Below are 23797 nucleotides of genomic sequence, written 5' to 3' on the forward strand. Positions count from 1 at the left end.
GCCCCTCTCCCACCGGGAGATGGGTTGGGGTGAGGGTACGGGCGCGAAGCGCCTCGCTGAGTTTGGAGGCGCGAGGCTTCGCACTAAGAGCGCTCCGCCAGCAGCGCATTCGATATCCGCGCCGGCCCCCTGCCTCAGTCGAAGCAGGCGCGGTAGGCCGCCAGCGCGACGGGCGGATCGGCGGCGTCGAACACGCCGCTGATCACCGCCAGCAGGTCGGCGCCGGCGGCGACCAGGGCGCGGCCGTTGTCGGGATGCACCCCGCCGATCGCCACCCGCGGCAAACCCAGCGCCGCGGCGTCGCGCAGCAGTCCGGGGTCGGCACGGCGTGTGGTGACTTTGCTGCGTGTGGGGAAGAACGCGCCGAAGGCCACGTAGCTGGCGCCGGCCGCGGCCGCGGCGCGGGCCAGCGCGAGGTCGTCGTAGCACGAGGCGCCGATCAGCGCGTCGGCACCGAGCGCGGCGCGCGCGGCGGCCAGGTCGCCGTCGTCTTCGCCCAGGTGCACGCCGGCGGCGCCGACCGCCTGCGCCAGGGCCACGTCGTCGTTGACGATCAGCGGCACCCCGGCCTGCGCGCACAGCGCCTGCAGCGCCGTCGCCTGGGCCAGGCGCTGCGCCGCGTCGGCGCGCTTGTTGCGGTACTGCAGCCAGGTCGGGCCGTGGCCGAGCAGCGGCGCCACGCGCGCCAGCAGGCGCGCGCCGTCGGCCTCGTCGGGCGTGATCAGGTAGACGCCGCGGGGCGCCGGTGATGCATTCATGGAGGAGCCTTCCGGTGTGCAGGCGAGGGTGGGACAATGCCCCTCCGTTCGGCCCGTAGACCCGCGATTATCCAATGAGCGATGCCACTGCCACCACCTACCGCGCCTGGATGTGCGTCGTCTGCGGCTTCATCTACCGGGAAATCGACGGCCTGCCGGAAGAGGGCATCGCCCCCGGCACCCGCTGGGAAGACGTGCCCGACACCTGGACCTGCCCGGACTGCGGCGTGACCAAGGACGATTTCGAGATGGTGGAGATGGATTGATTGCTGGGAATGGGGAGTCGGGAATCGGGAATGGGAACAGCGACTCCCTGTCTCCATATCTCGCGCGGCGGATTGGGTTTAGGGTTGTCCGGGCATACACCGCGATTCCGAGCCATCGGATTGTGGCAACACCACAGGTCAGGTCGAGCTGCCAGCCCACGGACGCTCGAATGGACGATTCGGACGGCTCCGTATTAACCGTGTGGCCAAGCCAGTAACCCTGAGCCTCAGGGCAGCTGCTTTTCCCATTCCCGATTCCCCACTCCCGATTCCCAGCCTCAATGCATGCGCTGCGCGCGGGCGCTCAGTTCCACCAGGCGTTCGCGGATCGGCAGCATGTCGTTGGCTTCCGGGTTCAGTTGCAGGTAGCGGCTCAGGTCGCGGCGCGCGCCGGGGACGTAGTCCATCTGCAGGTAGGCCAGGCCGCGGTCGCGCAGGGCTTCGGGCTGGTCGGGCATCAGCTTGAGCACGCGGTCGGCGCTGCGCGCGGCGCGGTCCCATTCGTCGCGTTCGGCATAGACGCCGTGCAGGTTGCGCAGCACCCGGGTCAGGATCGCGCGGTGCGGCGCCGGGTCCAGGATCTGCAGCAGCGCGCGGTCGTCCGGGGTCTCCCCGCCCAGGTGCGGGCGCGCGCGTTCGCGCAGTTCCTCCACCGCCAGCGGGCGGCCGCCGTTGAACGGGTCCATCACCAGCAGGCCGTCGTCCACCGGCAGGCGCACCAGGAAATGGCCCGGGAAGGAGACCCCGTCGAGCGGGATATCCAGCCGCCGCGCCACCTCCATCTGCACCAGCGCCAGCGAGATCGGGTTGCCCAGGCGACGTTCGAACACCTCGTTCATGTAGCTGTTGCGCGGGTCGTAGTACTCGTCGTGGTTGCCGCTGTAGCCGAGTTCTTCGAACAGGTGGCGGTTGATCGCGGCCATCTTCAGCGGCCACGGCTCGATCATGGCCACTTCGTGGCGCAGATGGTCGGCGTGGTTCTGCGCCAGCGTGTCGTAGTGATCGGCATCCAGCTGCGGATACTCGTCGCGGGCGATCAGCAGCGCGGTGGCCAGCAGCGGCAGCGCATCGTCGTCCAGCGCGGCCAGGGTACTCCAGCTCGGCAATGTCAGTCGGTCCACCATGGCCCAAGACTGGCCGCAAAGTGCGACGCGATCAAGTCCGGCGGTTCCTGACAGCGGTGTCGGGTTCAGCGCGACGGCAGCGTCGCTTTTTCCCGACGCCGGCGCGGCTCAGCGGGCCTTGGGGATGCCCGGGCCGAAGCTCAGTTCGGCGCCGTTCTGCAGCTTGATCTGTTCGGCCTGGCCGGCGTTGAGTTCCAGCACGTAGCGCGCCGGCGCGTTGCTGGGGTAGGGCGGGCAGGCGTTGCCGGCCGAGCACGGCGGCACGTCGCGCTGCTGCGCCACCAGCTTGCGCTGGCTGTCGAAGTACAGGATGTCCAGCGCGATCTTGGTGTTCTTCATCCAGTACGCCTGCGGTTCCTCGCGGTCGTGGATGAACAGCATGCCGTGGTCGGCGTCCATCTGCTCGCGGAACATCAGCCCGCGCGCGCGGGTCGCATCGTCCTGCGCCAGCTCGACCTGGTAGCGGTGCCCGGCCAGTTCCACCCAATGGCTGCCGGCGCTGGCGCAGCCGCTGAGGGTCAGCAGGAGGAGGACGAACAGGGCGCGGAACAGGGACATGGCGGTGTCGGGCAGGGGACCAGCGCGCACCTTGTTGCATGGTGCGTGGCGAGTCAAGAGAGCCGGGATTCGGGATTGGGGATTCGGGATTCGTAAAAGCCAGAAGCTCCCTCCGGCCTCCGGACCCGCTGTTGCGAATCCCCAATCCCGAATCCCGAATCCCGCGCCCGTCCTACAGGACGCGCGGCGGCTCGCCACCGACGATCACCACGTCGGCCGGGCGGCGCGCGAACAGGCCGACGCAGACCACGCCGGGGATCTGGTTCAGTTCGCGCTCCAGCGCCACCGGATCGGTGATGCCGAGGTGGTGCACGTCGAGCACCACGTTGCCGTTGTCGGTGATCACGCCGTCGCGCCACACCGGCTGGCCGCCGGTGCGCGCCAGGATCTCGCGCGCGACCAGGCTGCGCGCCATCGGGATCACCTCGATCGGCAGCGGGAACGCACCCAATGTCTGCACCTGCTTGCTCGGGTCGATGATGCAGACGAAGCGTTCGCTGGCTTCGGCGATGATCTTCTCGCGGGTCAGCGCGGCGCCGCCGCCCTTGATCAGGCAACGCTTCGGATCGCACTCGTCGGCGCCGTCCACGTACAGCGACAGGTTGCCGGTGTGGTTCAGCTCCAGCACCTCGATGCCGTGCTGGCGCAGGCGCGCGGTGCTCTGCTCGGAGCTGGACACCGCGCCCTTGATGCGATGGCCGATGCGGCCCAGCGCATCGATGAAATAGGCCACGGTGGAGCCGGTGCCGACGCCGACGATCATGCCGTCCTCGACGTATTCGATGGCTTTTTCGGCGGCCAGGCGTTTGCTTTCGGACATGGGGGGCTCGGGATTGGTGATTGGGGATTGGGGATTCGTCAAAGCGGCAGGCGGGGCCGGGCAGGGACGAATCCCCAATGCCCAATCCCGGCTATTCGAGCGCCAACAGCAGCTTCCACTGCGCGGCGCTGACCGGGAACACCGACAGGCGGTTGCCGCGCGCGATCAGCGGAAAGCCCTCGCCGAGCGTGTCGGCATGCTGCTTGATCTCGTCCAGCGCGATGGTGCGCGCGAGCTTGCGTTCGAAGGCCACGTCCACCAGATACCAGCGCGGCTGTTCGCGGGTGGCCTTGGGGTCGTGGTAGTCGGATTTCGGATCGAACTGGGTGACGTCCGGGTACGCTTCGCTGGCCACGGTGGCGGTGCCGACGATGCCCGGCACCTTGCAGTTGGAGTGGTAGAACAGGATGCCGTCGCCGACCTTCATGCCGTCGCGCATGAAGTTGCGCGCCTGGTAGTTGCGCACCCCGTTCCAGGGTTCGCTGCCGACCCGCTGCAGGTCGTCGATCGAGAAGGCGTCCGGTTCGGACTTCATCAGCCAGTAGCGCTTGCGTGCGGTCATGCGGGGGGATCGGTCGCGGTCAGGAGGGTGAGGGAGTCGGTGCAGACCGCATCCACCGCCACGTCCCAGGCGGCGACGGGCAGCGCCACGACCTGCTGCGCAGCGAAGGCGGCGCCGACCAGCCAGGGCGGAGGCGCGTGCCGCTGGCGAAATGCGAAGCTGCGATCATACCAGCCGCCCCCCATGCCCAGGCGGCCGCCGCCGGCGTCGAAGCCGACCAGCGGCGTCACCACCAGCGCCATCTGCTCCGGCGCCAGCGTCGCCGCGGCGGCGACGTCGGGTTCGGGAATGCCATAGCGGTTGGCGGTCAGCGGCTGCCCCGGGCGCCACGGCGCGAAACGCAGGGTCTTGCCGCTGAGCACCGGCAGGCAGTACTGCACGCTGGCCGGCAGGCTCAATTGCCAGCGGTGCAGCGCGATCTCCCCGTCCATCGCCCAATAGCCGGCGACATGGCCGTGCTGCGGCGCGAACGGCAAGTCGAGCAAGCGCTGCGCCAGCGCGTCGGCGGCGGCCAGGCGCGCGGCGGCGGGAAGCGCGCGGCGGCGCGCGCGCAGTTGCTGGCGCAGGAGGTCGCGGTCGTCTGGCGTCATCGGGCAGGCGTGGGAAGAGACGGCGCTATTGTCGGTGCCGGCGCGCGGACTGACCAGGGCGTTGCCGTGGTGGCGGCATCACGCGTAGATCGCCACCGTCTGCCGGCCCGACAGCACCAGCTGTCCGGCTTCGTCCCAGATCTGCATGTCCTGCAGCGAATAGCCGTCGGCGGCGTGCTGGCTGGCCGAACGCAGCAGGAACCAGTCGCCTGCGGTCGCCGGCTGCGGGAAATCCAGGGTCCAGGTCATCGAGCTGACCGGCGCAGGTTCGGTGAAGCAGGCCATCGCTGCCGGCGGCAGGCTGTCGCCGAGCGCGACCAGGGCCACGCTCGGATCCACGCCCGCGCTGTCGCGATGGCGCACCCAGACCATCAGCTCCGGGGTGGCGGCGGCGGACACCGGCAGCGCGCCGCCTGCCAGGCGCATCTCGAAGTTGGCGACGAACGCCGGGGTGAACGTGCTGGCGGCGATCGGCGTCGCGGCGTCCGGTCCGCAGACCGTGGGCCGTGCAGGCATGAAGTCGTGGGCGATGCGGCTGGGGCGCGGTTGCGCGAACAGCAGCGCCGCGCGCAGCGCGACCTGCGCGCCGGCCAGGCAATCGACCGCGATCGAGGTGGCGGACTTGCCCTGCCGCAGCAGCTGCGCATCGAAACGCAGCGTGGCGTCGATGGGGCCGACGAACCAGATGTGCGCCGACTTCAGCGGCGGCAGCGCGGACGGCGCGGTGCGCAGCGCCGTCTGCAGCGCCAGCGCCGCCGACAGCCCACCGAAGGCGGTGCGTCCCTGCAACCAGTTGGCAGGCACGTCGAACCCGGCGTTCGGGTCGAAGCGGTCGATGATCTGGGCGAGCGAGGGCATGCGGCGTCTCCTGGAAGGGGCGACAGTATCCCAGGCTTGCGCGGGCGGCTGCTCGGTGCAGGGCTGCCGCGTCCGGCATGGACGCCAGCGGCGGCGCAGGCGCGCTGCGTCAGCGGGCGCGGCGCACGAGGCGCACAAAAGGAAACGGCGCCTTGCGGCGCCGTTTCCGGGATATTGCATTCTCCGCCATGACGATGCGTGCGAAACGACCTTGAACCCGGGGTTCAAGTGGGATGGCTGGGGAACCATCGGGCTTCCCGCTACAAGGCGGACCTGCACACCCGATTCCGTCGCCATCCCGTGGTCGTAATTAAGGGACAAGGCGAATGTTTGCACACGCTGTCGTTTACAGCAGAGAACGCAAACGAAGTATAGCGCCGTCGCCGCGCTTGGCTAGTCCGTTCGTCGGTCGCGCGGTACGGCGCAATTCACGTTGATGATCGAAATACGAGGCGGGCATCAACGCGCCGTATCGACCACGCCGTCGAGCCGGCGATTGAGATCGGCGAGCGTGCGCGCCATCTCATGATCGCGCCGCGCCTGCTCGTCGCGCAGTTGCTGCAGCTCGTGCGCCAGGTTCAATGCGGCCAGCACCGCGACCCGGTCCACCGCGGCCATGCGGTTGCTGCCGCGCACCTCGCGCATCTTCGCGTCGAGCAGGCGCGCGGCGGCGACCAGGCTGTCGCGTTCTTCGGCCTCGACGCCGACGGTGTATTCGCGGTCGAGGATGCGGACGCTGACCGGTTCGCTCACGTGTGCTGCTCCAGCGACTTGAGCCGGGTGATCATCGCCTCGACCCGCGAGCGCGCCTGCTCGTTCTTGGTCAGCAACTGCGAGCGCTCGCCGATCAACTGCTCCTGCTGCTGGCGCAGGCTGCGATTTTCGTCGGTGAGGCGCTGGCAGCGCTCGACCAGCGTTTCCACGCGTGTGGCGAGGGTGCGGAGCTGGGCGAGGGCGTCGGGGCTGTCCATGGCGCCCACGATAGGCATGCGCCCAAGCGGCGGTCAAGACGCCGGCGGACGCCGCGACGGCCGCCGCTCAGGCGGGCAGCAGCAGCGGCTGGCGCAGCAACTGCAGGCAGGCGTCCGGTTCCAGTGCCGGCGCGACCAGATGGCCCTGGATCTCGTCGCAGCCGTGCTGGCGCAGGAACGCCAGCTGGCCGGGCAGTTCCACCCCTTCGGCGACCACTTTCAGGGTCAGCGAGTGGCCAATCGCGATGATGGTGCTGGTGATCGCCTCGTCGTCCGGATCGCGGGTCAGGTCGCCGATGAATTCCTGGTCGATCTTCAAGGTGTTGATCGGCAAGCGCTTCAGGTAGGCCAGCGACGAATAGCCGGTGCCGAAGTCGTCGATCGCCAGGGCCAGGCCCAGCGCGCGGCAGGCGTGCAGGGTGGCGGCGTTCTTGCCGACCTGCGACATCACCACGCTTTCGGTGAGTTCCAGTTCGACATTGGCGGCCGGGACCCCGGTCTCGGCCAGGATCCGTGCCATCAGCGCCGGCAGGTCGCCGCGCTCGAGCTGGATCGCCGAAACGTTGACCGACATGCACAGCTCGGTCAGGCCCAGTTGGCGCCATGCGCTCAGCGTGCTGCAGGCCTGGCGCAGCACCCATTCGCCGATTTCCAGGATCAGGCCGGTTTCTTCGGCCAGGGGGATGAACTGGCTCGGCGAGACCGTGCCGAAATCGGCGCTGTGCCAGCGCAGCAGCGCTTCCACGCCGACCACGCGCTGCTCGCGCAGCGAATAGCGCGGCTGGTAGACCAGCTTCAGCTCCTGGTCGAACGGGATCTTGCGCAGGCTGCTGGCCAGCGTGGCGCGGTGGCGGGTGGCTTCGTCCATGCGCGCCGAATACGCCTGCACGTTGTGGCGCCCGGCGGCCTTGGCCTGGTACATCGCGGTGTCGGCGTGCTTGAGCAGTTCGCTGGGCAGCAATGCATGCTGCGGGAACAGCGAGATGCCGATCGAGGAGGAGATCGCCACTTCGCGGCGGTCTTCCAGTTGCAGCGGCGCATCGAACGCGGCCAGCACACGCGTGGCGACGGCTTCGGCCGCGGCCTGATCGGCGATGTCCTCCACCACCACGGTGAATTCGTCGCCGGCCAGGCGCGCGACCGTGTGCTGCGGGCCCACCGCCTGCTGCAGGCGTTCGGCGACCGCGCGCAGCACCCGGTCGCCGACCGCGTGGCCGAGCGAATCGTTGATGTCCTTGAACCGGTCCAGGTCCAGGAACAGCACCGCCACCGAGCTGCCCTGGCGCCGTGCCCGCACGATCGCACGCGCCAGCCGCTCGGACAGCAGCGCGCGGTTGGGCAGGCTGGTCAGCGTGTCGTAGTTGGCCAGGTAGCGCAGTTCCTGCTCGGCGCGCTTCTGGTCGGTGATGTCTTCCAGCACCACCACGTGGAAGCTGTGCCGGCCGTCGGCGTCGCCGACCGTGTTGCGGCGCACGTGGCAGAGGATTTCCAGGCCGTCCTTGCGCCGCTTCCAGGCATCGCCGCGCCACGACCGGCCGCGCTCGAGCGGCGGCGCGGCGGGCACGTCGGGCGCATGGTCGAGCAGGGTCATCGGCTGGCCCAGCACCTCGCGTTCGCTGTAGCCGGTGATCCGGGTGAAGGCCGGGTTGACCGAGATGAAGCGCAAGTCTTCGTCCAGCACCGCGACCGCCTCGCTCATGCTGCGCAGCACTTCGCTGGCGATGCGCCGTTCCAGGTCGGCCTGGCGGTGCGAGGTGATGTCGCGCGCGGTGCCGGCGAGCCGGCGCGGTTTGCCGGCCGCGTCGTAGTCGACCACGCGGCCGCGCACCCGCGCCCACAGCCACACGCCGTCGCCGGCCAGGTCCACCCGGTACTCGGCCACGTAGACCGGGGTCAGTCCCTGCAGGTGCTCGCGCAGCGCGCGCTCGGCCTGCGGCACGTCGTCGGGGTGGATGCGCAGCGGATCGTCCTCGCGGATCACCATGGTGATCTCCTGCGCATGCGGCGCCGCCTCGTCGGCGCGCATGCGGCGCAGCTTGCGCTGCTGCAGGTCGTAGTCCCAGAAGTGCTCACCGGAGGCCCACAGCGCCAGCTTCAGATGGCGGTCGCGCTGCTGCAGTTGCTGCTGGCGCTGCTGCTGTTGCTGCATGCGCCGCCGCCAGTGCAGCGCCTGCAACGCGGAGACCGCCGCGGCCACCGCCAGGATCGCCGCGGCGGCGGCCCAGCCCCAACGCCAGTCCGTGCCGGCGTGGCCGGCCATTCCCGCAGCGACGTGCTCGATCGACATGGCGGGAAGAGGGCTTCGGTCAGGGGAGGGGTGGTGGAGTGTAGGCGCCGGCCGGAAGCCTTCACAAGCAGCGCGACACATGCGGATTGCTACACTGCGCAGTCCCGCTCCGCCGCTGGCCCCGACTCTCGGTGGCGAGCGCACAACAGGCCTTGCGTCCATGATCGAACTTCCCAGCGCCGACGACGTCACCCAAGCCAGCCAGCAGTTGGGCCTGGCCGCGTCGGCGGCCGAACTCCACGGTGCGTTGTGCGGCTGGCTGGCCGGCGGCGGCGCCGACCTGGCGGCGTGGCCGGCCGCGGTGCTGGCCGATGCCGGCATCGCCACGCCGCGCCGCGGCGATGCGCTGGACCGGCTGCGCGAGGCCACCGCCGCGCAACTGGAGGACCGCGATTTCGCCTTCGACCTGGTGCTGGCCGATGCCGGCGCGCCGCTGTCCCAGCGCGCCGACGGCCTGTTCGACTGGTGCCGCGGCTTTCTCGGCGGCTTCGGCCTGGCCGCCGGCGCCAAGCCGCCGTTGTCCGAAGAGGGCGGGGAAGCGCTGCAGGACCTGGCGCGGCTGGCCCAGGCCAGCACCGACGATTTCGACAGCGCCGACGAGGACGAGGACGCGCTGGCCGAGATCGAGGAATTCGTGTGCGTGGCCGCCTTGCTGCTGCACAGCGACTGCGTGCTCGGCCCGCGCCATCGGCAACGCCTGAACTGAGCGATGAAACGACTCACCGGCATCGGCGCGGGCGAATACGCGCGTCGGCGCAGACACCTGATGGACATGGCCGGCGACCAGGCCATCCTGGTGCTGCCCAGCGCGCTGGAGCGGGTGCGCAGCCACGACACCCATTACCCGTACCGGCAGGATTCGGATTTCTGGTACCTGTGCGGCTTCCCCGAGCCGGAGGCGGTGCTGGTGCTGGTGCCGGGCCGCAAGCACGGCGAGGCGCTGCTGTTCTGCCGCGAGCGCGATCCCGAGCGCGAGGCCTGGGACGGGCCGCGCGAAGGCCAGGAAGGCGCGGTGGAACGCTACGGCATGGACGATGCGTATCCGATCGAGGACCTCGACGAGATCCTGCCCGGGCTGCTGGAAGGCCGCTCGCGGGTGTACTACCACTTCGGCCGCGACGTCGATTTCGACCTCAAGCTGATCGGCTGGGTCAAGCGCGTGCGCGAACAGGTGCGGCACGGCGCGCAGCCGCCGCACGAGTTCCTGGAACTGGGCCACCTGCTGCACGAGCAACGCCTGTTCAAGTCGCGCGACGAGATCGCGCTGATGCAGGTGGCGGCCGACCTCAGCGTGGCCGCGCATCGCGCGGCGATGCGGCTGTCGCGGCCGGGCCTTCACGAGTACCAGTTGCAGGCGGAGATCGAGCGCGAGTTCCGCGCCGGCGACGCCTGGCCGGCCTACGGCAGCATCGTCGGCAGCGGCAGCAACGCCTGCGTGCTGCATTACCGCGCCAACGCCGCGCGCCTGCGCGATGGCGAGCTGGTGCTGATCGACGCCGGCGCCGAGTACCGCGGCTACGCCGCCGACATCACCCGCACCTTCCCGGTGAGCGGCCGCTTCAGCGCCGAGCAGCGCGCGCTGCACGACCTGGTCGGCGCCGCGCACGCCGCGGCGCTGGCGCAGGCGCGGCCGGGCGTGGCCTACGAGGCCGGGCACCTGGCGGCGGTGCAGACCCTCACCGAAGGCCTGCTGCGGCTGGGCCTGCTCAAGGGCACGCTGGAACAGAACCTGGCCGACGGCGACTACCGGCGTTTCTACCGGCACAAGACCGGGCACTGGCTCGGCCTGGACGTGCACGACGTCGGCGACTACAAGCTGGCCGGCGCCTCGCGCCTGCTCGAGCCGGGCATGGTCTTCACCATCGAACCGGGGCTGTACATCGCCGCCGACGACAAGCAGGCGGAGCCGCGCTGGCGCGGCATCGGCATCCGCACCGAAGACGACGTGCTGATCACCGACGACGGCCACCGCGTGCTGACCGCGGCGCTGGAGCGCAGCGCCGAGGAGATCGAGGGATTGATGGCTGGTGAGCCGGGAATCGGGAATGGAGAATCGGGAATGGGAAAAGCGGCGGGTCGCGCGTGAGATGGGCGGTCGCAAGCAAGAACCTCAGCCCGTATGGCTGGGAATAGGGAATCGAGAATGGGGAATGGGAAAAGCGGCGGGTCGCGTGTGCGATGGGCGATCGCAAGCCAGAACCTCAGGTGATCGCTTTTGCTCTTGCTTTTGCTTTGCGATTCCCGGTTCCCTATTCCCGATTCCCCGCGCTTTTCCCATTCCCCATTCTCGATTCCCCATTCCCGGCGGCCGTCAGGCCGCCAAAGCAGCGAACGCCGGCCGCGTCAGGTTCTCCGGATCGCCCTCGGTGCACGCCACTTCGTCTTCGATGCGGATGCCGCCGTAGGGCTTGAACTGCTTGACCCGGTTCCAGTCCACGCTGGCGGCATGGCCGCTCTTCCTGACCTCGTCCAGCAGCATGTCGATGAAGTACACGCCCGGTTCGATCGTCACCACCATGCCCGGTTCGAGTATGCGGGTCATGCGCAGGTAGGGATGGCCGGCGGGGCGCTCGATGCGGCCGCCGCGGTCGCTGGCGGCGAAGCCGGCCACGTCGTGCACCTGCAGGCCGATCGGATGGCCGAGGCCGTGCGGGAAGAACGCGGCGCTGACGCCGGTGGCCAGCGCGGCTTCTGGCGACACGGTGATCACGCCGAAGTCCTTGAGCACGCCCATCAGTGCGAGGTGCGCATCGAGGTGCAACTGCTTGTAGTCCACGCCGGCACGCACGCCCTGGCCCATGCGGAGCTGCGCGGCGTCGATGGCATCGATCAGCGCCTGGAACTCGCCGCCGGTGTCGGCGGCGTAGCTGCGGGTGATGTCGCTGGCGTAGCCGTGCGCGGAGGCGCCGGCATCGATCAGGAAGCTGCGCCGCTGCGCCGGCGCCTGCCGCTCCAGTTCGGTGTAGTGCAGCACCGCGCCGTGCTCGTTCAGCGCAATGATGTTGCCGTACGGCAGTTCGTTGGCGTCCTGGCCGACCGCGCTGCAATACGCCATGTGGATCTCGAACTCGCTGCGGCCGTCGCGGAACGCGGCTTCGGCGGCGCGGTGGCCGCGCACCGCCAGCTGCTGCGCCTGGCGCATGAGCGCCAGTTCGTAGGCGGTCTTGTAGGCGCGGTGGTATTCCAGGTACTGCACCACCGCGTCCGGATTATTCGGCACGTAGTCGCCCAGCGCGCGCTGCGCTTCGCCGAGGATCGCGCAGCGCGCGGCCGGTCCCGGCAGCAGCGCCAGCGCCTCTTCCGGGGTGCGGATCACGTGGATGTCGCAATGCGCGACCCACCAGCCGTTCGGCGCCGCCGGCACCACGTGCCAGTAGTCGCGCGGCTGCTGGAAGATCAGCTGCGGGCGGCGTCCCGGGGTGTATACCAGCCAGCTGTTCGGCACCCGGGTCAGCGGCAGCCAGGCCTTGAACTGCGGGTTCACCGCATACGGATAGTCGCGATCGTCGAACAGCTGGTAGTGCAGGCTGCCGCTGGGCACGAGCAGGTGGTCGAAGCCGCCGCGCGCCAGCGCGGTGTCGGCGCGTTGCGCCAGCGTGCGCAGGTGGTCGGCATACAGGGCGCTGAGGTCGTGCTGGATCATGGCGAAACTCGGTCGGCGATGCGAAAAGGCAGGCGCCAAGTGTGCCGCAAACCTCGCATGGCTTGTTGATGCGCCGCGCCAGGCATCCACGCTGCGGATGCAGGCGCGGCATACGGCGGGGCGATGGAGCCGTCAGGAGGCGGCCGTCGTCGCGAATGTCGCCATGGCGGTTTTCCACGACTGTTTCCAGGCAACGGAACCTGTGGGAGCGAGGTCAGTGGCGACAGGATTTCTCGGTAATGCCCGTCGCGACTGACGTCGCTCCCACAACACATCGCCAGCGATGGAGGCGTGTGGCGGGCTGCGTTACCCGGCCGGCTTCGCGTTGATCCACTGCCGCAGCAGCTCGCGCTGCGCCGGCGAGATGGTCAGGAAGCGGAACCCGGCCCAGGCCTGGCCCGGCGCCTGCGCGCGTTCGCTCCACAGCAGGTGCACGCCGACGTCGATCTGCACGTCGCGGCCCAGTTGCGGCAGCGCGAAGCGCAACTGGTACAGCGCGTCCTCGTGCAGCGGCGCCGAGGCCAGCAGCAGCATGCCGCTCTCGGAGAGGTTGCCGAGCCGGCCGACCACGGCGTCTTCCATCATGTCCAGCACCGGCACCATGTCCGGGACCTGGCGGCGCGGCGAGCGGCGGGCTTCGGCGATCATGCGTCCTCCTCGGCGCCGGCGGGGACCGGCGCGCCGGCCAGGGTGCGCAGCGCGCGCACGGTGGCATGCCAGGCACGGTCGATCAGGCGCGCGCGGTCCTCGGTGACGATCCGCGCCTGGCTCTGCGCCAGCAGCCGCGACAGCGCATCCAGCGAATACTCGGCGGTCTTGTGGCCGCGCTGGTTGACGAACAGGGCGCGGTCGGTGATCGGGCTGTACCAGGACAGCCGCTGCCGTTTCAGGTCGCCCTGCTGGTTGGTCACGAATTCGAACCAGGTGCCGAACGGCAGGCTGCGCAGCCGGGAGTAGGCCGCCTGCTCGGTGTCGTTGCGCGGCGCCAGCAGCGGCCGCTCGCCATCCTCGCCCTGGTCGCCGAGGCGGGTGCGCGCCTTCAACTTGGCGCTGAGTTCGGTGCGCGAGGTCAGCGTGTCGCCGCCGCCCGGGGTGGACAGGCGCCGCGCGATCGCCTCGGCTTCGTCCTGGTGGTAGCCGACCTGCAGCAGGGCGCTGCGCACTTCGCCGACCAGTTCCGGATCGGGTTCGCCGCCGCTGGCGCGGCAGGTGACCTCGGCGATGCATTGGCTCAGCTGCTGGCGCTCGCGCCAGGCGTCGGAGTCCTCGCCCTGGCGCAGCAGGGTCAGGGTCAGCACATCGGACCAGGCCTGGTTCAGCAGCGCCTGTACGAACTTGGGCGGCTGCCAGGTCCGGCACAGCGCTTCCAGCGTGGCGCTGGCCAATTCCTTGGCCACCTCCAGCCGTTCCTTGCCGCGCGCGGCCTCGATGTGGCGGCGCTCGGCGATCTCGGCCTTGTGCGCCAGCGCGCGGTACTGCGCCTGGATGTCCTGGTGCGCCTGCTCGAAGACCTGTTCGTCGCCTTCGTATTCCTCGACTACCCGGTCGACCGTCTGGTTCAATTTCAGCAGCAGCTGCGGATCGGTGTCCTCTTCGCTGAGCCAGGTGGCGCCGGACTCGGCGACCGCATTGAGCAGCTCGCGCGCCGGATGCTGGCTGCGCACGAAGAACGCGCTGTCCTGCAGCGCGGCGCGCACCAGCGGCACCTGCAGGCGCTCCAGCAGAGCGGCGGCCGGCGCGTCGCTGCGCACTTCGCGTTCGATCTCTGCGTACAGCAGGCCGAGCAGGTCGAAGGTGTCGGCATCCTGCGGTGCCAGCGCCGCCTGCGGGCCATGTTCGGTGCGCAGCGTGGCCAGCAGCGCCGCCTGCACGTCGCGCACCTGGCGACGTCCGCGCAGGCCGGCCAGGGTGCTGTGCGCTGGCGGCTGCGCCTGTAGTTCGCCCAGGGCCTGCAGCAGCGATGCGGTGGGGACGGCGGGGGCGCTCGCCTTGGCGGCGGCGGTCGTCGTGCCGTTCGCGGTGGCGGCGCGCGGTGCGGCCGGGCCGCCAGGCGCAGGCATCGGCGTCGCCGCGGCAGCGCCGGATGCCGGGGAGAAGGCGCCGGCGGGCGTCGCGTTCGCGGTCCCGGCCGGCGCCGACGGCGCGGCCGGTGCCGTCGCACGGCCGCGTGCGGCGGCGAGCAGCTGGCGCAGCGTGGCCAGGTCGGTCGGTGCGTTGCCGGGCGCGGCCGGCGCGGCGCTTGCTGCCGTCCCGGGGGTGGCCGCGATCGGCGGCGGAGGCGGGGGCGCTGCGCTCGGCAGGGCCGCTTCGCCGCCAGCGGCGCCGGGGCCCGGGCCGGACCAGCCGCCGGGTGCCGCCTGTCCGGACCAGCTGGTGGCCGGGCGCGTGGCGGAGGAAGGGCGCGCCGCGCCGCGGTTGCCGGCGGCCGGGTCGGGTGCGGTCGTCGGCCGCGCCACGTAGGGCAGGTAGACCAGGCCGGGCAGCACGCCGGCATGCGCCAGCAGCACGTTGGCGCGTTCCACGATCTCGCCGTAGCGGGCCAGTACCTGGCGCTCGAAGGCGCGGTACAGGGTCAGCTGCGCGTCCAGCCCCAGCCGCAATTCCTCGCCGGCCTCGCGCAGGATCCGGCACAGCAGGTGCGGCCCCAGCGGCGTATGTTCGGCTTCGAACGCCGGCCGCGCGGCGAGCACGCCGAACCGCTGGCCGAGCAGTTGCAGCGGGGTGCTGGCCCGCGCCGCCTCGCGCCGGGCGATGTCGTGCAGCACGATGTCGCGGTCGATGTCCACGTCGGCGACCAGGGTCAGCATCTGCATCGCCGCGCTGGCCTTGTCCTGGCGCAGCAGGCCGACCGGGGCGAGCGGCAGCCGCAGCGTGGCCAGGGCCGCTTCCAGTTGCGCTCCATAGAACGGCGCGAAGCGTTCGCGGCGCGCGCGCAGGCCCTGCAGTTCCTGGTAGATGTCCTGCTGCAGCTGGCTGTTGCGCGCGCGCTCGGCCTGGTCGAACAGCCCGCGCTCCAGCTCGGTCAGGGTCGACTGCAGCGGGGCCTCCAGCGCCTGCCACACCAGGCCCTTCAGCGCCTCCAGGATGTCGCGCACGCGCGTGGGCAGGGCGGCGCCGGCGAGCGTCGCCGGGCTTGCCGACGGAGTGGCAGACAATGACATCCTGTGATCGCCGTTTGATTTCCGGGTCCGGTATGTAACACGTTTCTGGCGGCGCAACCATGTCGGCGACGGCCTGGCGCAGCGTTTCAGAGCATGAACAGGGCGACCACGTCGTTGGTGAAGCGCCGTCCCAGTTCGGTCGGCAGCGCATGCCCGGATTCCACCTGCAGCCAGCCCCGCGCCTGCGCCTGGGCCAGCGCCGGGGCGATCGTCTCCGGCGCCAGGCCGGTGCGCACGGCGAAGTCGCGCAGCGCGAAGCCCTGGTTCAGGCGCAGCGCATTGAGCATGTACTCGAACGGGCGCCGCTCGGCGCCGATCCAGTCGTCGCCGCCGATCGCCGCGGGCGTACCGGCCGCGGCCAGGAACGCCTGCGGATGCCTGGTCTTCCAGCGGCGCAGGATGCTCTGCTCGGCGCCGGAGCTGATCTTGCCGTGGGCGCCGGCGCCGATGCCCAGGTAGTCGCCGAACTTCCAGTAGTTGAGGTTGTGCGCGCACTGGTAGCCGTCGCGGGCGTAGGCGCTGACTTCGTACTGGGCGTAGCCGGCCGCGGCCAGCAGCGCCTGGCAACGCTCCTGCATGTCCCAGGCGTCGTCGTCCTCGGGGATGCCCTGCGGCGGGCGCGCGGCGAACACGGTGTTCGGTTCCAGGGTCAGCTGGTAGTGGCTGATGTGGGTGGGCTGCAGCGCCAGCGCGCGGACGATGTCGGTCTCCGCCCCGGCCAGGGTCTGCTGCGGCAGCGCGTACATCAGGTCCAGGTTGAGATTGGCGTAGCCGGCGTCCTGCGCCAGTTTCACCGCGCGCTCGGCGTCGGCGCTGTCGTGGATGCGGCCCAGGCGCTGCAGCGCGGCGTCGTCGAAGCTCTGGATGCCGAAGCTGAGCCGGTTGACCCCGGCCGCCAGATAGCGGTCGAAGCGGCCGTGCTCGGCGGTGCCCGGGTTGGTCTCCAGGGTGATCTCCAGGTTCGGCGCGAAGCGCAGGCGCGCGCTGGCCGCCTGCAGGAAACGGTCGATCGCCTCGGCCGGAAACAGGCTGGGGGTGCCGCCGCCGAAGAACACGGTGTGGACGGTGCGGCCCCAGACCAGCGGCAGGTCCTGGTCCAGGTCGCGGATCAGCGCGTCCACGTAGTCGTCGAACGGCAGCGCACCCTTGGCCGCGTGCGAGTTGAAATCGCAGTACGGGCATTTGCGCACGCACCAGGGCAGGTGCACGTACAGCGACAGCGGGGGCGGGATCAGCATGGTGCGGTGCGGGGCCTGTTAACGCGATCGGGATAGGCCACGCCGCGCTTAGGCGCGTGCGGGGCAAGGAAGAACGAGAGAGCTTATGTCGATAAGAGACCGAGTGATGACGCGGCACCGTGCGCGCCTAAGCGCGGCCCTCCGGGTTGCCGTGTCCGGCGCCCAGGCGGCCGCGCACGGCTTGGACAGGCGGCCAGCCTGCCGCGGCGCCGTGCGCGACCGCCTGGGCACCGGACACGGCAACGTGACCTATCCCGATCGCGTTAACAGGCCCCAGTAGCCCACGCAGCGCTCGGCCGTGGTCAGCGCATCGCCGAGCCGGTCGAGCTGCGCGTAACGCTCGCGGCCGTACGCCAGGCAGTGGGTGTAGTCGGCTTCGTCGCGCCAGCGGTCGATGCTCAGGTACGCGCCCGGTGCCTGCGCGCGCAGCAGTTCGGTGCCCAGGTAGCCCGGGTACTCGGCGAACAGTGCGGCCCAGGCGCCATCGGCGGCATACAGCGTCTCGAATGCCTGTGCCTGGCCGTCGGCCACCTCGTATTCCCAGATCGTGACGAACATCGGCGTCTCCCTCAGATGTCCCAGTGCGCCAGTTGCCTGCGCAGCAGCGCCAGCGCCTGGCCGCGGTGGCTGATCCGGTTCTTCAGCGCCAGCGGCATCTGCGCCGCGCTCTGGCCGTGGTCCGGATCGAAGAACACCGGATCGTAGCCGTGGCCGCCGTCGCCGGCACGCGCATGCAGGATGCGCCCGCGCCAGCTGCCTTCCACCAGCAGCGGCTGCGGGTCTTCGGCGTGCCGCAGCAGCACCAGCACGCAATGGAAATGCGCGCCGCGCTGCGCGTCGGGCACGTCGCGCAATTCGTGCAGCAGCTTGTCGATGTTGGCCGCGGCATTGCCGTGTTCGCCGGCGTAGCGCGCCGAGTACAGCCCCGGCGCGCCGCGCAGCGCGTCCACGCAGATGCCCGAGTCGTCGGCCAGCGCCGGCAGGCCGGTGACCTGGGCGGCATGGCGCGCCTTCAGCAGCGCGTTCTCGACGAAGGTCAGGCCGGTCTCGTCGGCATCGCGCACGCCGAGCGTGGACTGCGCGACCAGGTCGATGCCGGCGCCGTCGAGCAGCGCATGCAGTTCTTCCAGCTTGCCGGCATTGCTGCTGGCCAGGACCAGTGTCTTCATTGCCTGGGTTCCAGCAGATCCCACTTGGTGCCGTACAGGTCGCGGAACACCGCGACCGTGCCATAGGGTTCCGCGCGCGGGGATTCGAGGAACTCCACGCCCTGCGCCAGCATCGCGGCGTGGTCGCGGGCGAAATCGTCGGTGTACAGGAAGTGGTCCACGCGCCCGCCGGTCTGGTCGCCGATCCGCGCGCGCTGGGCGGCGTCGCCGGGTTCGGCCAGCAGCAGCGCGGCATCGTCGCTGCCGCCCGGGCCGACCACCACCCAGCGCTTGCCGTCGCCGAGCGCCACGTCCTGCAGCAGGACGAAGCCGAGCTTGCCGGTGTACCAGGCGATCGCCGCGTCGTAGTCGGCCACGACCAGCGTGGTCAGCGCGATCCGTCGCTTCACCGTGCCAGCGCCTCGCGCTGGGCGGCAAGCAGTTGGCCGATGCCGGTTTCGGCCAGCGCCAGCAGCGCATCCAGTTCGTCGCGGCGGAACGCGTGGCCTTCGGCGGTGCCCTGGATTTCGATGAAGCCGCCACCGTCGTTCATCACCACGTTCATGTCGGTGTCGCAGTCGCTGTCCTCGGCGTAGTCCAGGTCCAGCACCGGGGTGCCGCGGTAGACGCCGACCGAGACCGCGGCGACCGCGCCGAGCACCACCGGCTTCTTCAGGTCGCCGCGCTTCTGCAGCCAGTTCACCGCGTCCATCAGCGCCACGTAGGCGCCGGTGATGGCCGCGGTGCGGGTGCCGCCGTCGGCCTGCAGCACGTCGCAGTCCAGGGTGATGGTGCGCTCGCCGAGCGCATTGCGGTCCACGCAGGCGCGCAGCGCGCGGCCGATCAGGCGCTGGATCTCCAGCGTGCGCCCGCCCTGCTTGCCGCGCGCGGCCTCGCGGTCGGAGCGCGAATGGGTGGCGCGCGGCAGCATGCCGTATTCGGCGGTGACCCAGCCTTCGCCCTTGCCGCGCAGGAAGCCCGGCACCCGGTTCTCCACGCTGGCGGTGCACAGCACGCGGGTGTCGCCGAAGCTGACCAGCACCGAGCCTTCGGCGTGGCGGGTGAAGGCGCGTTCGATGCGCACCGGGCGCAGCTGATCGGCCGTGCGGCCACTGGGACGGGAAAAGGGCATGGGGATCGATCCGGAGGTGTCGTGAGGGCCGGGCGCGGCAGCGGGCCGGGCCGTGGGAGCTGAGAGGCGCTAGGTTACCATTCGCGCTTTGCACGCACCGGAACACCACATGATCCGCAGCATGACCGCCTTCGCCGGCGCCGAGCGCATCACTCCCTGGGGCACGCTGGGCTGCGAACTGCGCTCGGTCAACCACCGTTTCCTGGAAGTGGGCGTGCGCCTGCCGGAAGAGCTGCGCGCGCTTGAGCCGCAATTGCGCGAGCGCCTGGCGGCCCGCGTCAGCCGCGGCAAGCTGGACCTGATGCTGCGCCTGCGCGCGCCCGAAGCGGCGCAGGCGCTGGCGGTGAACGAGCCGCTGGTCGAGCAGCTGGCGGTGCTCGCGCAGCGGCTCGGCGCGCGCTTCCCGCAACTGCAGGTGCAGTTCGCCGACCTGCTGCAGCTGCCCGGCGTGCTGCAGGGGCAGGCGGTCGATCCGGCCGCGCTGCAGGCGCAGGCGCTGGAGTTGCTGGACGCGGTGGTGGCCGAGTTCGTCGCCGCGCGCGAGCGCGAGGGCGGCAAGCTGGCGGCGGCCATCGTCGAGCGGGTCGATGCGGTCGAGCGTGTCGCCGCCGAGGTGAAGCAGCTGATCCCGGCCATCCGCGACGGCCAGCGCGCCAAGCTGGCCGCGCGCCTGGCCGACCTGCCGCATCCGGTCGATCCCGGCCGCGCCGAGCAGGAACTGGTGCTGTGGCTGCAGAAGCTCGATGTGGACGAGGAACTGGACCGGCTCGACAGCCACATCAAGGAGATCCGCCGCGTGCTGCGCCAGCCCGAACCGGCCGGCCGGCGCCTGGATTTCCTGATGCAGGAATTCAACCGCGAGGCCAACACCCTGGGTTCCAAGTCGGTGGACAGCCGCACTTCCAACGCGGCGGTGGAACTGAAGGTGCTGATCGACCAGATCCGCGAGCAGGTGCAGAATCTCGAATAGCCGGGATGAGGGGATTCGGAATTGGGGATTGGCACAGCGGATCCCGGCGTCGGCCGGGTCGCGCTCAATACCGGGTAGCATATTGTCCCCGTGGGTGCTGGCCCGCGGCCCTGTTCGCGAATCCCGATTCCCCAATCCCGAATCCCTGATCCTATGCGCGGCACTCTCTATATCGTTGCGGCGCCGTCCGGCGCCGGCAAGAGCAGCATCGTCAACGCCACGTTGGCGCGCGACCCGCAGATCGCGCTGTCGATCTCGTTCACCTCGCGCGCGCCGCGGCCGGGCGAGCGCCATGCCGAGCACTACCACTTCGTGTCCGCCGACGCGTTCCAGGGCATGATCGATGCCGGCGACTTCTTCGAGTACGCCCGCGTCCACGGCGACTGGAAGGGGACTGCGCGGCAATCGGTGGAGCCGCAGCTGGCCGCCGGCCACGACGTGCTGCTGGAGATCGACTGGCAGGGCGCGCGCCAGGTGCGGGCCAAGGTGCCCGACGCGGTCAGCGTGTTCATCCTGCCGCCGTCGCGGGCGGCGCTGGAGCAGCGCATGCGCAAGCGCGGCCAGGACAGCGAGGCGGTGATCGCGCAGCGGCTGGCCGCGGCGCGCGAGGAGATGTCGCACTACGCCGACTTCGACTACGTGATCGTCAACGAGGACTTCGACACCGCGGTGGACGAGATGTGCGCGATCTTCGTCGCCAGCCGCCTGCGGCGCCTGCCGCAACAGCAGCGGCATGCCGATCTGATCGCCGCGCTGCTCGACCAGGATCAGGCAACTGGCTGATTCCAAAGGAAACTGAATAAGGGTCGGTTGATTTCGGTCGGCCCGCGCCCTACAATCGCCGCCCTTTCCCTCATTCGAGCGCGTGGCCGCCAGCGGCCCGCCGGGAGCCCGCATGGCCCGCATCACCGTAGAAGATTGCCTGGAAGTCGTTAACAACCGTTTCGAGCTGGTCATGATGGCGTCCAAGCGTGCCCGCCAGCTCGCCAACGGCGTGCAGGCCACCCTCGACAACACCGAATCGGCCGACAAGCCCACGGTGCTGGCGCTGCGCGAGATCGCCGCGCGCAAGATCGACAACGCGCTGATCGACGAAGTCGAGAAGGCCGAGCGCGAGCGTGCCGAGCGCGAAGCGCTGGAGTGGGCCGCGGCCGAGGTCGTCGCCGACGAGGACATGTCCAAGAACGACGACTGATCGCGCCCCCGCGCTCGGAGCGTCTGCCGAACAGCCCGCATCCGCGGGCTGTTTCGTTTTGCGGGTTTGCCGTCCTCGCGCCGCTGGCATAGTCTTCGCGCATGAACCCAGGCCCTTTCGCCCAGGTCGCCACCGCCGCGCCGTCGCCGGCCAACGAGGCGATCCCCGACTACGTTCTGCAACTCGAACGCAGCGCCAGCTATCTGCCGGCCGAGCAGATCCCGCTGCTGCGGCGCGCGTGGGAAGTGGGCGCGGCCGCGCATGCCGGGCAGACCCGCAAGTCGGGCGAGCCCTACATCACCCATCCGGTGGCGGTGGCCGGCGTGCTGGCCGAACTCGGCCTGGACGTGGAAGCGCTGATCGCCGCGATCCTGCACGACACCATCGAAGACACGCCGCTGACCCGCGCCGAACTGGCCGCCGAATTCGGCGAGGCGGTCGCCGAGCTGGTCGATGGCGTCACCAAGCTGGACAAGCTGAAGTTCCGCGACCGCCAGGAAGCGGCGGCCGAGAGCTTCCGCAAGATGTTGCTGGCGATGTCGCGCGACCTGCGCGTGATCATGATCAAGCTCGCCGACCGCCTGCACAACATGCGCACGCTCGGCGCGCAGAGCGCCGAGGCGCGCAGCCGCATCGCCCGCGAGACGCTGGAGATCTATGCGCCGATCGCGCAGCGCCTGGGCATGAGCCTGATGAAGTCCGAGCTGCAGAACCTCGGCTTCCGCGCGCTGCACCCATGGCGCCACGCGATCATCGAAAAGCACATCCGCAGCCAGCCGGTGGTGCGCCGCGAGTCGATGGCGCAGGTGGAGGTGCAGCTGTCGCAGCGGCTGGCCAAGGAGGGGCTGGAGCATCGCCTGGTCAGCCGGATCAAGACCCCGTGGAGCATCTACAACAAGATGCGCGACGAGAACAAATCCTTCGACCAGGTGATGGACGTGTTCGGCTTCCGCCTGGTGGTGCGCGGGGTGCCGGACTGCTACCACGCGCTGGGCGCGGTGCACGCCACGTTCAAGCCGCTGGACGCGCGCTTCCGCGACTTCATCGCCATTCCCAAGGCCAACGGCTACCAGTCGCTGCATACGGTGCTGTTCGGCCCCTACGGCTCGCCGATCGAGGTGCAGATCCGCACCGAGGAAATGGACCTGATCGCCGAGCGCGGCGTGGCCGCGCACTGGACCTACAAGTTCGGCGGCGATTCGCCCAACAGCGCGCAGAGCCGCGCGCATGCGTGGATCGTCGAATTGATCGAATCGCAGCGCGCGGCCGGCTCGTCGCTGGAATTCCTGGACAACGTCAAGGTCGACCTGTTCCCGGACGAGGTCTACCTGTTCACGCCGAAGGGCAAGATCCTGGCGCTGCCGCGCAATTCCACCGCGCTGGATTTCGCCTATGCGGTGCATACCGACGTCGGCAACCGCGCGGTGGCCTCGCGGGTGGACAAGAAGCTGGTGCCGCTGCGCACCAAGCTGGTCAGCGGGCAGACCGTGGAAGTGATCACCGCGCGTTCGGCCACGCCCAAGCCGCAGTGGCTGGAGTTCGTGGTCAGCAGCAAGGCGCGCACCGCGATCCGCCACCAGCTCAAGCAGCTCGAGCACGAGGACGCGGTGCAGCTCGGCCACCGCATGCTCGACCGCGCGCTGGAGGCGATGGACAGCGCGCTGGAGCGATTGCCGAAGGGGCGCCTGGACGCCTTCCTCAGCGAGCACCGCTACCCGCGCCTGGAAGCGCTGCTGGCCGACATCGCGCTCGGCAACTGGATGCCGAACCAGGCCGCGCAGGCGTTGATGGCGTATGCGGAACTGCGCGGCGGCGGCCACTCCAAGCATTCGCAGGAAAAGATCCTGATCAACGGCACCGAGCGCGGCGTGGTCAGCTTCGCCAACTGCTGCCAGCCGATTCCCGGCGACGAGATCATGGGCTACCACACCGCCGGCAAGGGCATCGTGGTGCACCGGCTGGACTGTCCGAACCTGGCCGAACTGCGCAAGTCGCCGGAGCGCTGGGTGCCGATCGGCTGGGACACCAGCGTCATCGGCGACTACGACACCGCGCTGGTGGTGGACGTGGAGAACCGCACCGGGGTGCTGGCGCAATTGGCCGCGGCGATCGCGCAGAGCCAGTCCAACATCGAGCGCGTGGACTATCTGGACCGCGACTTCAACGCCGCGGTGCTGCGCTTCAACATCCAGGTGCGCGACCGCAACCATCTGGCGGAAGTGATGCGCCGGCTGCGGCGGCTGACCGCGGTGCAGAGCGTGCGGCGCCAGTAGTGGAGCCGGGATTGGGGATTCGGGATTGGGGATTCGCAAGGGCGCGGTAGCTGCGCTTTTGTGGGAGGGCCTTCAGCCCCGACGCCTTGCCGATAGAGTGTCCGGGCTGAGCTCCTGCTGCAGAAAGCGTTTGCGCCGGAACCCGCAAAAAATGGCCTTTTTGCAGCAAACCGCTTGACAGCGATTTGCCCCACGGCAGCATCCTGCCGTCCCGAGTCCCGAGTCCCGAGTCCCGAGTCCCGA

25 protein-coding genes and 1 other RNA gene are annotated in these 23797 nt (G+C 70.1%); 7 read left to right on the forward strand and 19 right to left on the reverse strand.

Annotated elements, in window-relative coordinates; translation table 11 throughout:
- Window positions 1-134: 134 nt before the first annotated feature.
- Entirely contained in the window at window positions 135-758 is a 624-nt protein-coding gene (gene thiE / locus NRY95_04550; protein ID UYC17242.1) for a thiamine phosphate synthase, read from the reverse strand.
- A gap of 74 nt (window positions 759-832) precedes the next feature.
- Between thiE and NRY95_04555 the strand changes: the two genes are divergently transcribed.
- Entirely contained in the window at window positions 833-1024 is a 192-nt protein-coding gene (locus NRY95_04555; protein UYC17243.1) for a rubredoxin, read from the forward strand.
- Between the two features lie 278 nt (window positions 1025-1302).
- On the opposite strand, the gene NRY95_04560 is transcribed toward NRY95_04555, so the two are convergent.
- The 10 genes from NRY95_04560 to NRY95_04605 all read right to left on the reverse strand — a co-directional run bounded on the left by NRY95_04560 (window position 1303) and on the right by NRY95_04605 (window position 8794).
- Complete coding sequence (locus tag NRY95_04560; protein ID UYC17244.1) at window positions 1303-2148, reverse strand: SirB1 family protein; 846 nt, start codon at window positions 2146-2148, stop codon at window positions 1303-1305.
- A gap of 108 nt (window positions 2149-2256) precedes the next feature.
- Window positions 2257-2706, reverse strand: coding sequence for a DUF192 domain-containing protein (locus NRY95_04565; GenBank protein UYC17245.1), 450 nt, complete (start codon window positions 2704-2706; stop codon window positions 2257-2259).
- A 172-nt stretch (window positions 2707-2878) separates the two neighbouring features.
- Window positions 2879-3526, reverse strand: a complete 648-nt coding sequence (rpiA, locus tag NRY95_04570; GenBank protein ID UYC17246.1) for a ribose-5-phosphate isomerase RpiA — start codon at window positions 3524-3526, stop codon at window positions 2879-2881.
- A gap of 91 nt (window positions 3527-3617) precedes the next feature.
- Complete coding sequence (locus NRY95_04575; GenBank protein UYC17247.1) at window positions 3618-4088, reverse strand: EVE domain-containing protein; 471 nt, start codon at window positions 4086-4088, stop codon at window positions 3618-3620.
- Window positions 4085-4678: a 5-formyltetrahydrofolate cyclo-ligase gene (locus tag NRY95_04580; protein ID UYC17248.1), complete on the reverse strand. Its 594-nt coding sequence runs from the start codon at window positions 4676-4678 to the stop codon at window positions 4085-4087. The genes NRY95_04575 and NRY95_04580 overlap by 4 nt, the downstream gene beginning before the upstream one ends.
- Window positions 4679-4756: 78 nt before the next feature.
- Window positions 4757-5536: a thioesterase family protein gene (locus NRY95_04585; protein ID UYC17249.1), complete on the reverse strand. Its 780-nt coding sequence runs from the start codon at window positions 5534-5536 to the stop codon at window positions 4757-4759.
- A gap of 176 nt (window positions 5537-5712) precedes the next feature.
- A non-coding RNA gene (gene ssrS / locus NRY95_04590) (6S RNA) lies at window positions 5713-5897 on the reverse strand.
- 98 nt (window positions 5898-5995) lie between these two features.
- Window positions 5996-6289 carry a cell division protein ZapA gene (locus tag NRY95_04595; GenBank protein ID UYC17250.1) on the reverse strand — a complete coding sequence of 98 codons (294 nt, stop codon included), beginning with the start codon at window positions 6287-6289 and terminating at the stop codon, window positions 5996-5998.
- Window positions 6286-6507, reverse strand: a complete 222-nt coding sequence (locus NRY95_04600; GenBank protein ID UYC17251.1) for a TIGR02449 family protein — start codon at window positions 6505-6507, stop codon at window positions 6286-6288. Before NRY95_04600 ends, NRY95_04595 begins: the two co-directional genes overlap by 4 nt.
- 67 nt (window positions 6508-6574) lie before the next feature.
- Window positions 6575-8794 (reverse strand): EAL domain-containing protein, encoded by a 2220-nt coding sequence (locus tag NRY95_04605; GenBank protein UYC17252.1) that lies wholly within the window; start codon window positions 8792-8794, stop codon window positions 6575-6577.
- Window positions 8795-8954: 160 nt separating this feature from the next.
- Here NRY95_04605 and NRY95_04610 point away from each other — a divergent pair, with 160 nt between their 5' ends.
- Entirely contained in the window at window positions 8955-9500 is a 546-nt protein-coding gene (locus NRY95_04610; GenBank protein UYC17253.1) for a YecA family protein, read from the forward strand.
- A gap of 3 nt (window positions 9501-9503) precedes the next feature.
- Window positions 9504-10880 (forward strand): aminopeptidase P N-terminal domain-containing protein, encoded by a 1377-nt coding sequence (locus NRY95_04615; protein ID UYC17254.1) that lies wholly within the window; start codon window positions 9504-9506, stop codon window positions 10878-10880.
- Window positions 10881-11105: 225 nt separating this feature from the next.
- Here the strand turns inward: NRY95_04615 and pepQ are convergent, their stop codons facing one another.
- The 8 genes from pepQ to rph all read right to left on the reverse strand — a co-directional run bounded on the left by pepQ (window position 11106) and on the right by rph (window position 19116).
- A complete protein-coding gene (gene pepQ, locus NRY95_04620; GenBank protein ID UYC17255.1) occupies window positions 11106-12437 on the reverse strand; it encodes a Xaa-Pro dipeptidase in 1332 nt (443 codons plus the stop codon).
- Window positions 12438-12743: 306 nt separating this feature from the next.
- Window positions 12744-13085, reverse strand: a complete 342-nt coding sequence (locus NRY95_04625) for a PilZ domain-containing protein (GenBank protein UYC17256.1) — start codon at window positions 13083-13085, stop codon at window positions 12744-12746.
- Window positions 13082-15592, reverse strand: coding sequence for a DUF1631 domain-containing protein (locus tag NRY95_04630; GenBank protein ID UYC17257.1), 2511 nt, complete (start codon window positions 15590-15592; stop codon window positions 13082-13084). The genes NRY95_04625 and NRY95_04630 overlap by 4 nt, the downstream gene beginning before the upstream one ends.
- A 92-nt stretch (window positions 15593-15684) precedes the next feature.
- On the reverse strand, window positions 15685-16836 hold the full coding sequence (gene hemW, locus NRY95_04635; protein UYC17258.1) for a radical SAM family heme chaperone HemW: 1152 nt from the start codon (window positions 16834-16836) through the stop codon (window positions 15685-15687).
- Window positions 16837-17085: 249 nt separating this feature from the next.
- Window positions 17086-17394, reverse strand: coding sequence for an antibiotic biosynthesis monooxygenase (locus NRY95_04640; GenBank protein ID UYC17259.1), 309 nt, complete (start codon window positions 17392-17394; stop codon window positions 17086-17088).
- Between the two features lie 11 nt (window positions 17395-17405).
- Window positions 17406-18005, reverse strand: coding sequence for an RdgB/HAM1 family non-canonical purine NTP pyrophosphatase (rdgB, locus tag NRY95_04645; protein UYC17260.1), 600 nt, complete (start codon window positions 18003-18005; stop codon window positions 17406-17408).
- A complete protein-coding gene (locus tag NRY95_04650; GenBank protein UYC17261.1) occupies window positions 18002-18394 on the reverse strand; it encodes a VOC family protein in 393 nt (130 codons plus the stop codon). Before NRY95_04650 ends, rdgB begins: the two co-directional genes overlap by 4 nt.
- A complete protein-coding gene (rph, locus tag NRY95_04655; protein UYC17262.1) occupies window positions 18391-19116 on the reverse strand; it encodes a ribonuclease PH in 726 nt (241 codons plus the stop codon). Before rph ends, NRY95_04650 begins: the two co-directional genes overlap by 4 nt.
- A gap of 109 nt (window positions 19117-19225) precedes the next feature.
- Here rph and NRY95_04660 point away from each other — a divergent pair, with 109 nt between their 5' ends.
- The 4 genes from NRY95_04660 to NRY95_04675 all read left to right on the forward strand — a co-directional run bounded on the left by NRY95_04660 (window position 19226) and on the right by NRY95_04675 (window position 23554).
- Complete coding sequence (locus NRY95_04660) at window positions 19226-20086, forward strand: YicC family protein (protein UYC17263.1); 861 nt, start codon at window positions 19226-19228, stop codon at window positions 20084-20086.
- 153 nt (window positions 20087-20239) lie between these two features.
- On the forward strand, window positions 20240-20869 hold the full coding sequence (gmk, locus tag NRY95_04665) for a guanylate kinase (GenBank protein ID UYC17264.1): 630 nt from the start codon (window positions 20240-20242) through the stop codon (window positions 20867-20869).
- Between the two features lie 112 nt (window positions 20870-20981).
- The gene (gene rpoZ, locus NRY95_04670) at window positions 20982-21281 is read left to right on the forward strand and encodes a DNA-directed RNA polymerase subunit omega (GenBank protein ID UYC17265.1); all 300 of its coding nucleotides are present in this window, start codon (window positions 20982-20984) and stop codon (window positions 21279-21281) included.
- Between the two features lie 101 nt (window positions 21282-21382).
- Window positions 21383-23554 (forward strand): bifunctional (p)ppGpp synthetase/guanosine-3',5'-bis(diphosphate) 3'-pyrophosphohydrolase, encoded by a 2172-nt coding sequence (locus tag NRY95_04675; protein UYC17266.1) that lies wholly within the window; start codon window positions 21383-21385, stop codon window positions 23552-23554.
- Window positions 23555-23797 lie beyond the last annotated feature (243 nt).

It is taken from the genome of Xanthomonas campestris pv. phormiicola, assembly GCA_025666215.1.
Taxonomy (GTDB): domain Bacteria; phylum Pseudomonadota; class Gammaproteobacteria; order Xanthomonadales; family Xanthomonadaceae; genus Xanthomonas_A; species Xanthomonas_A campestris_A.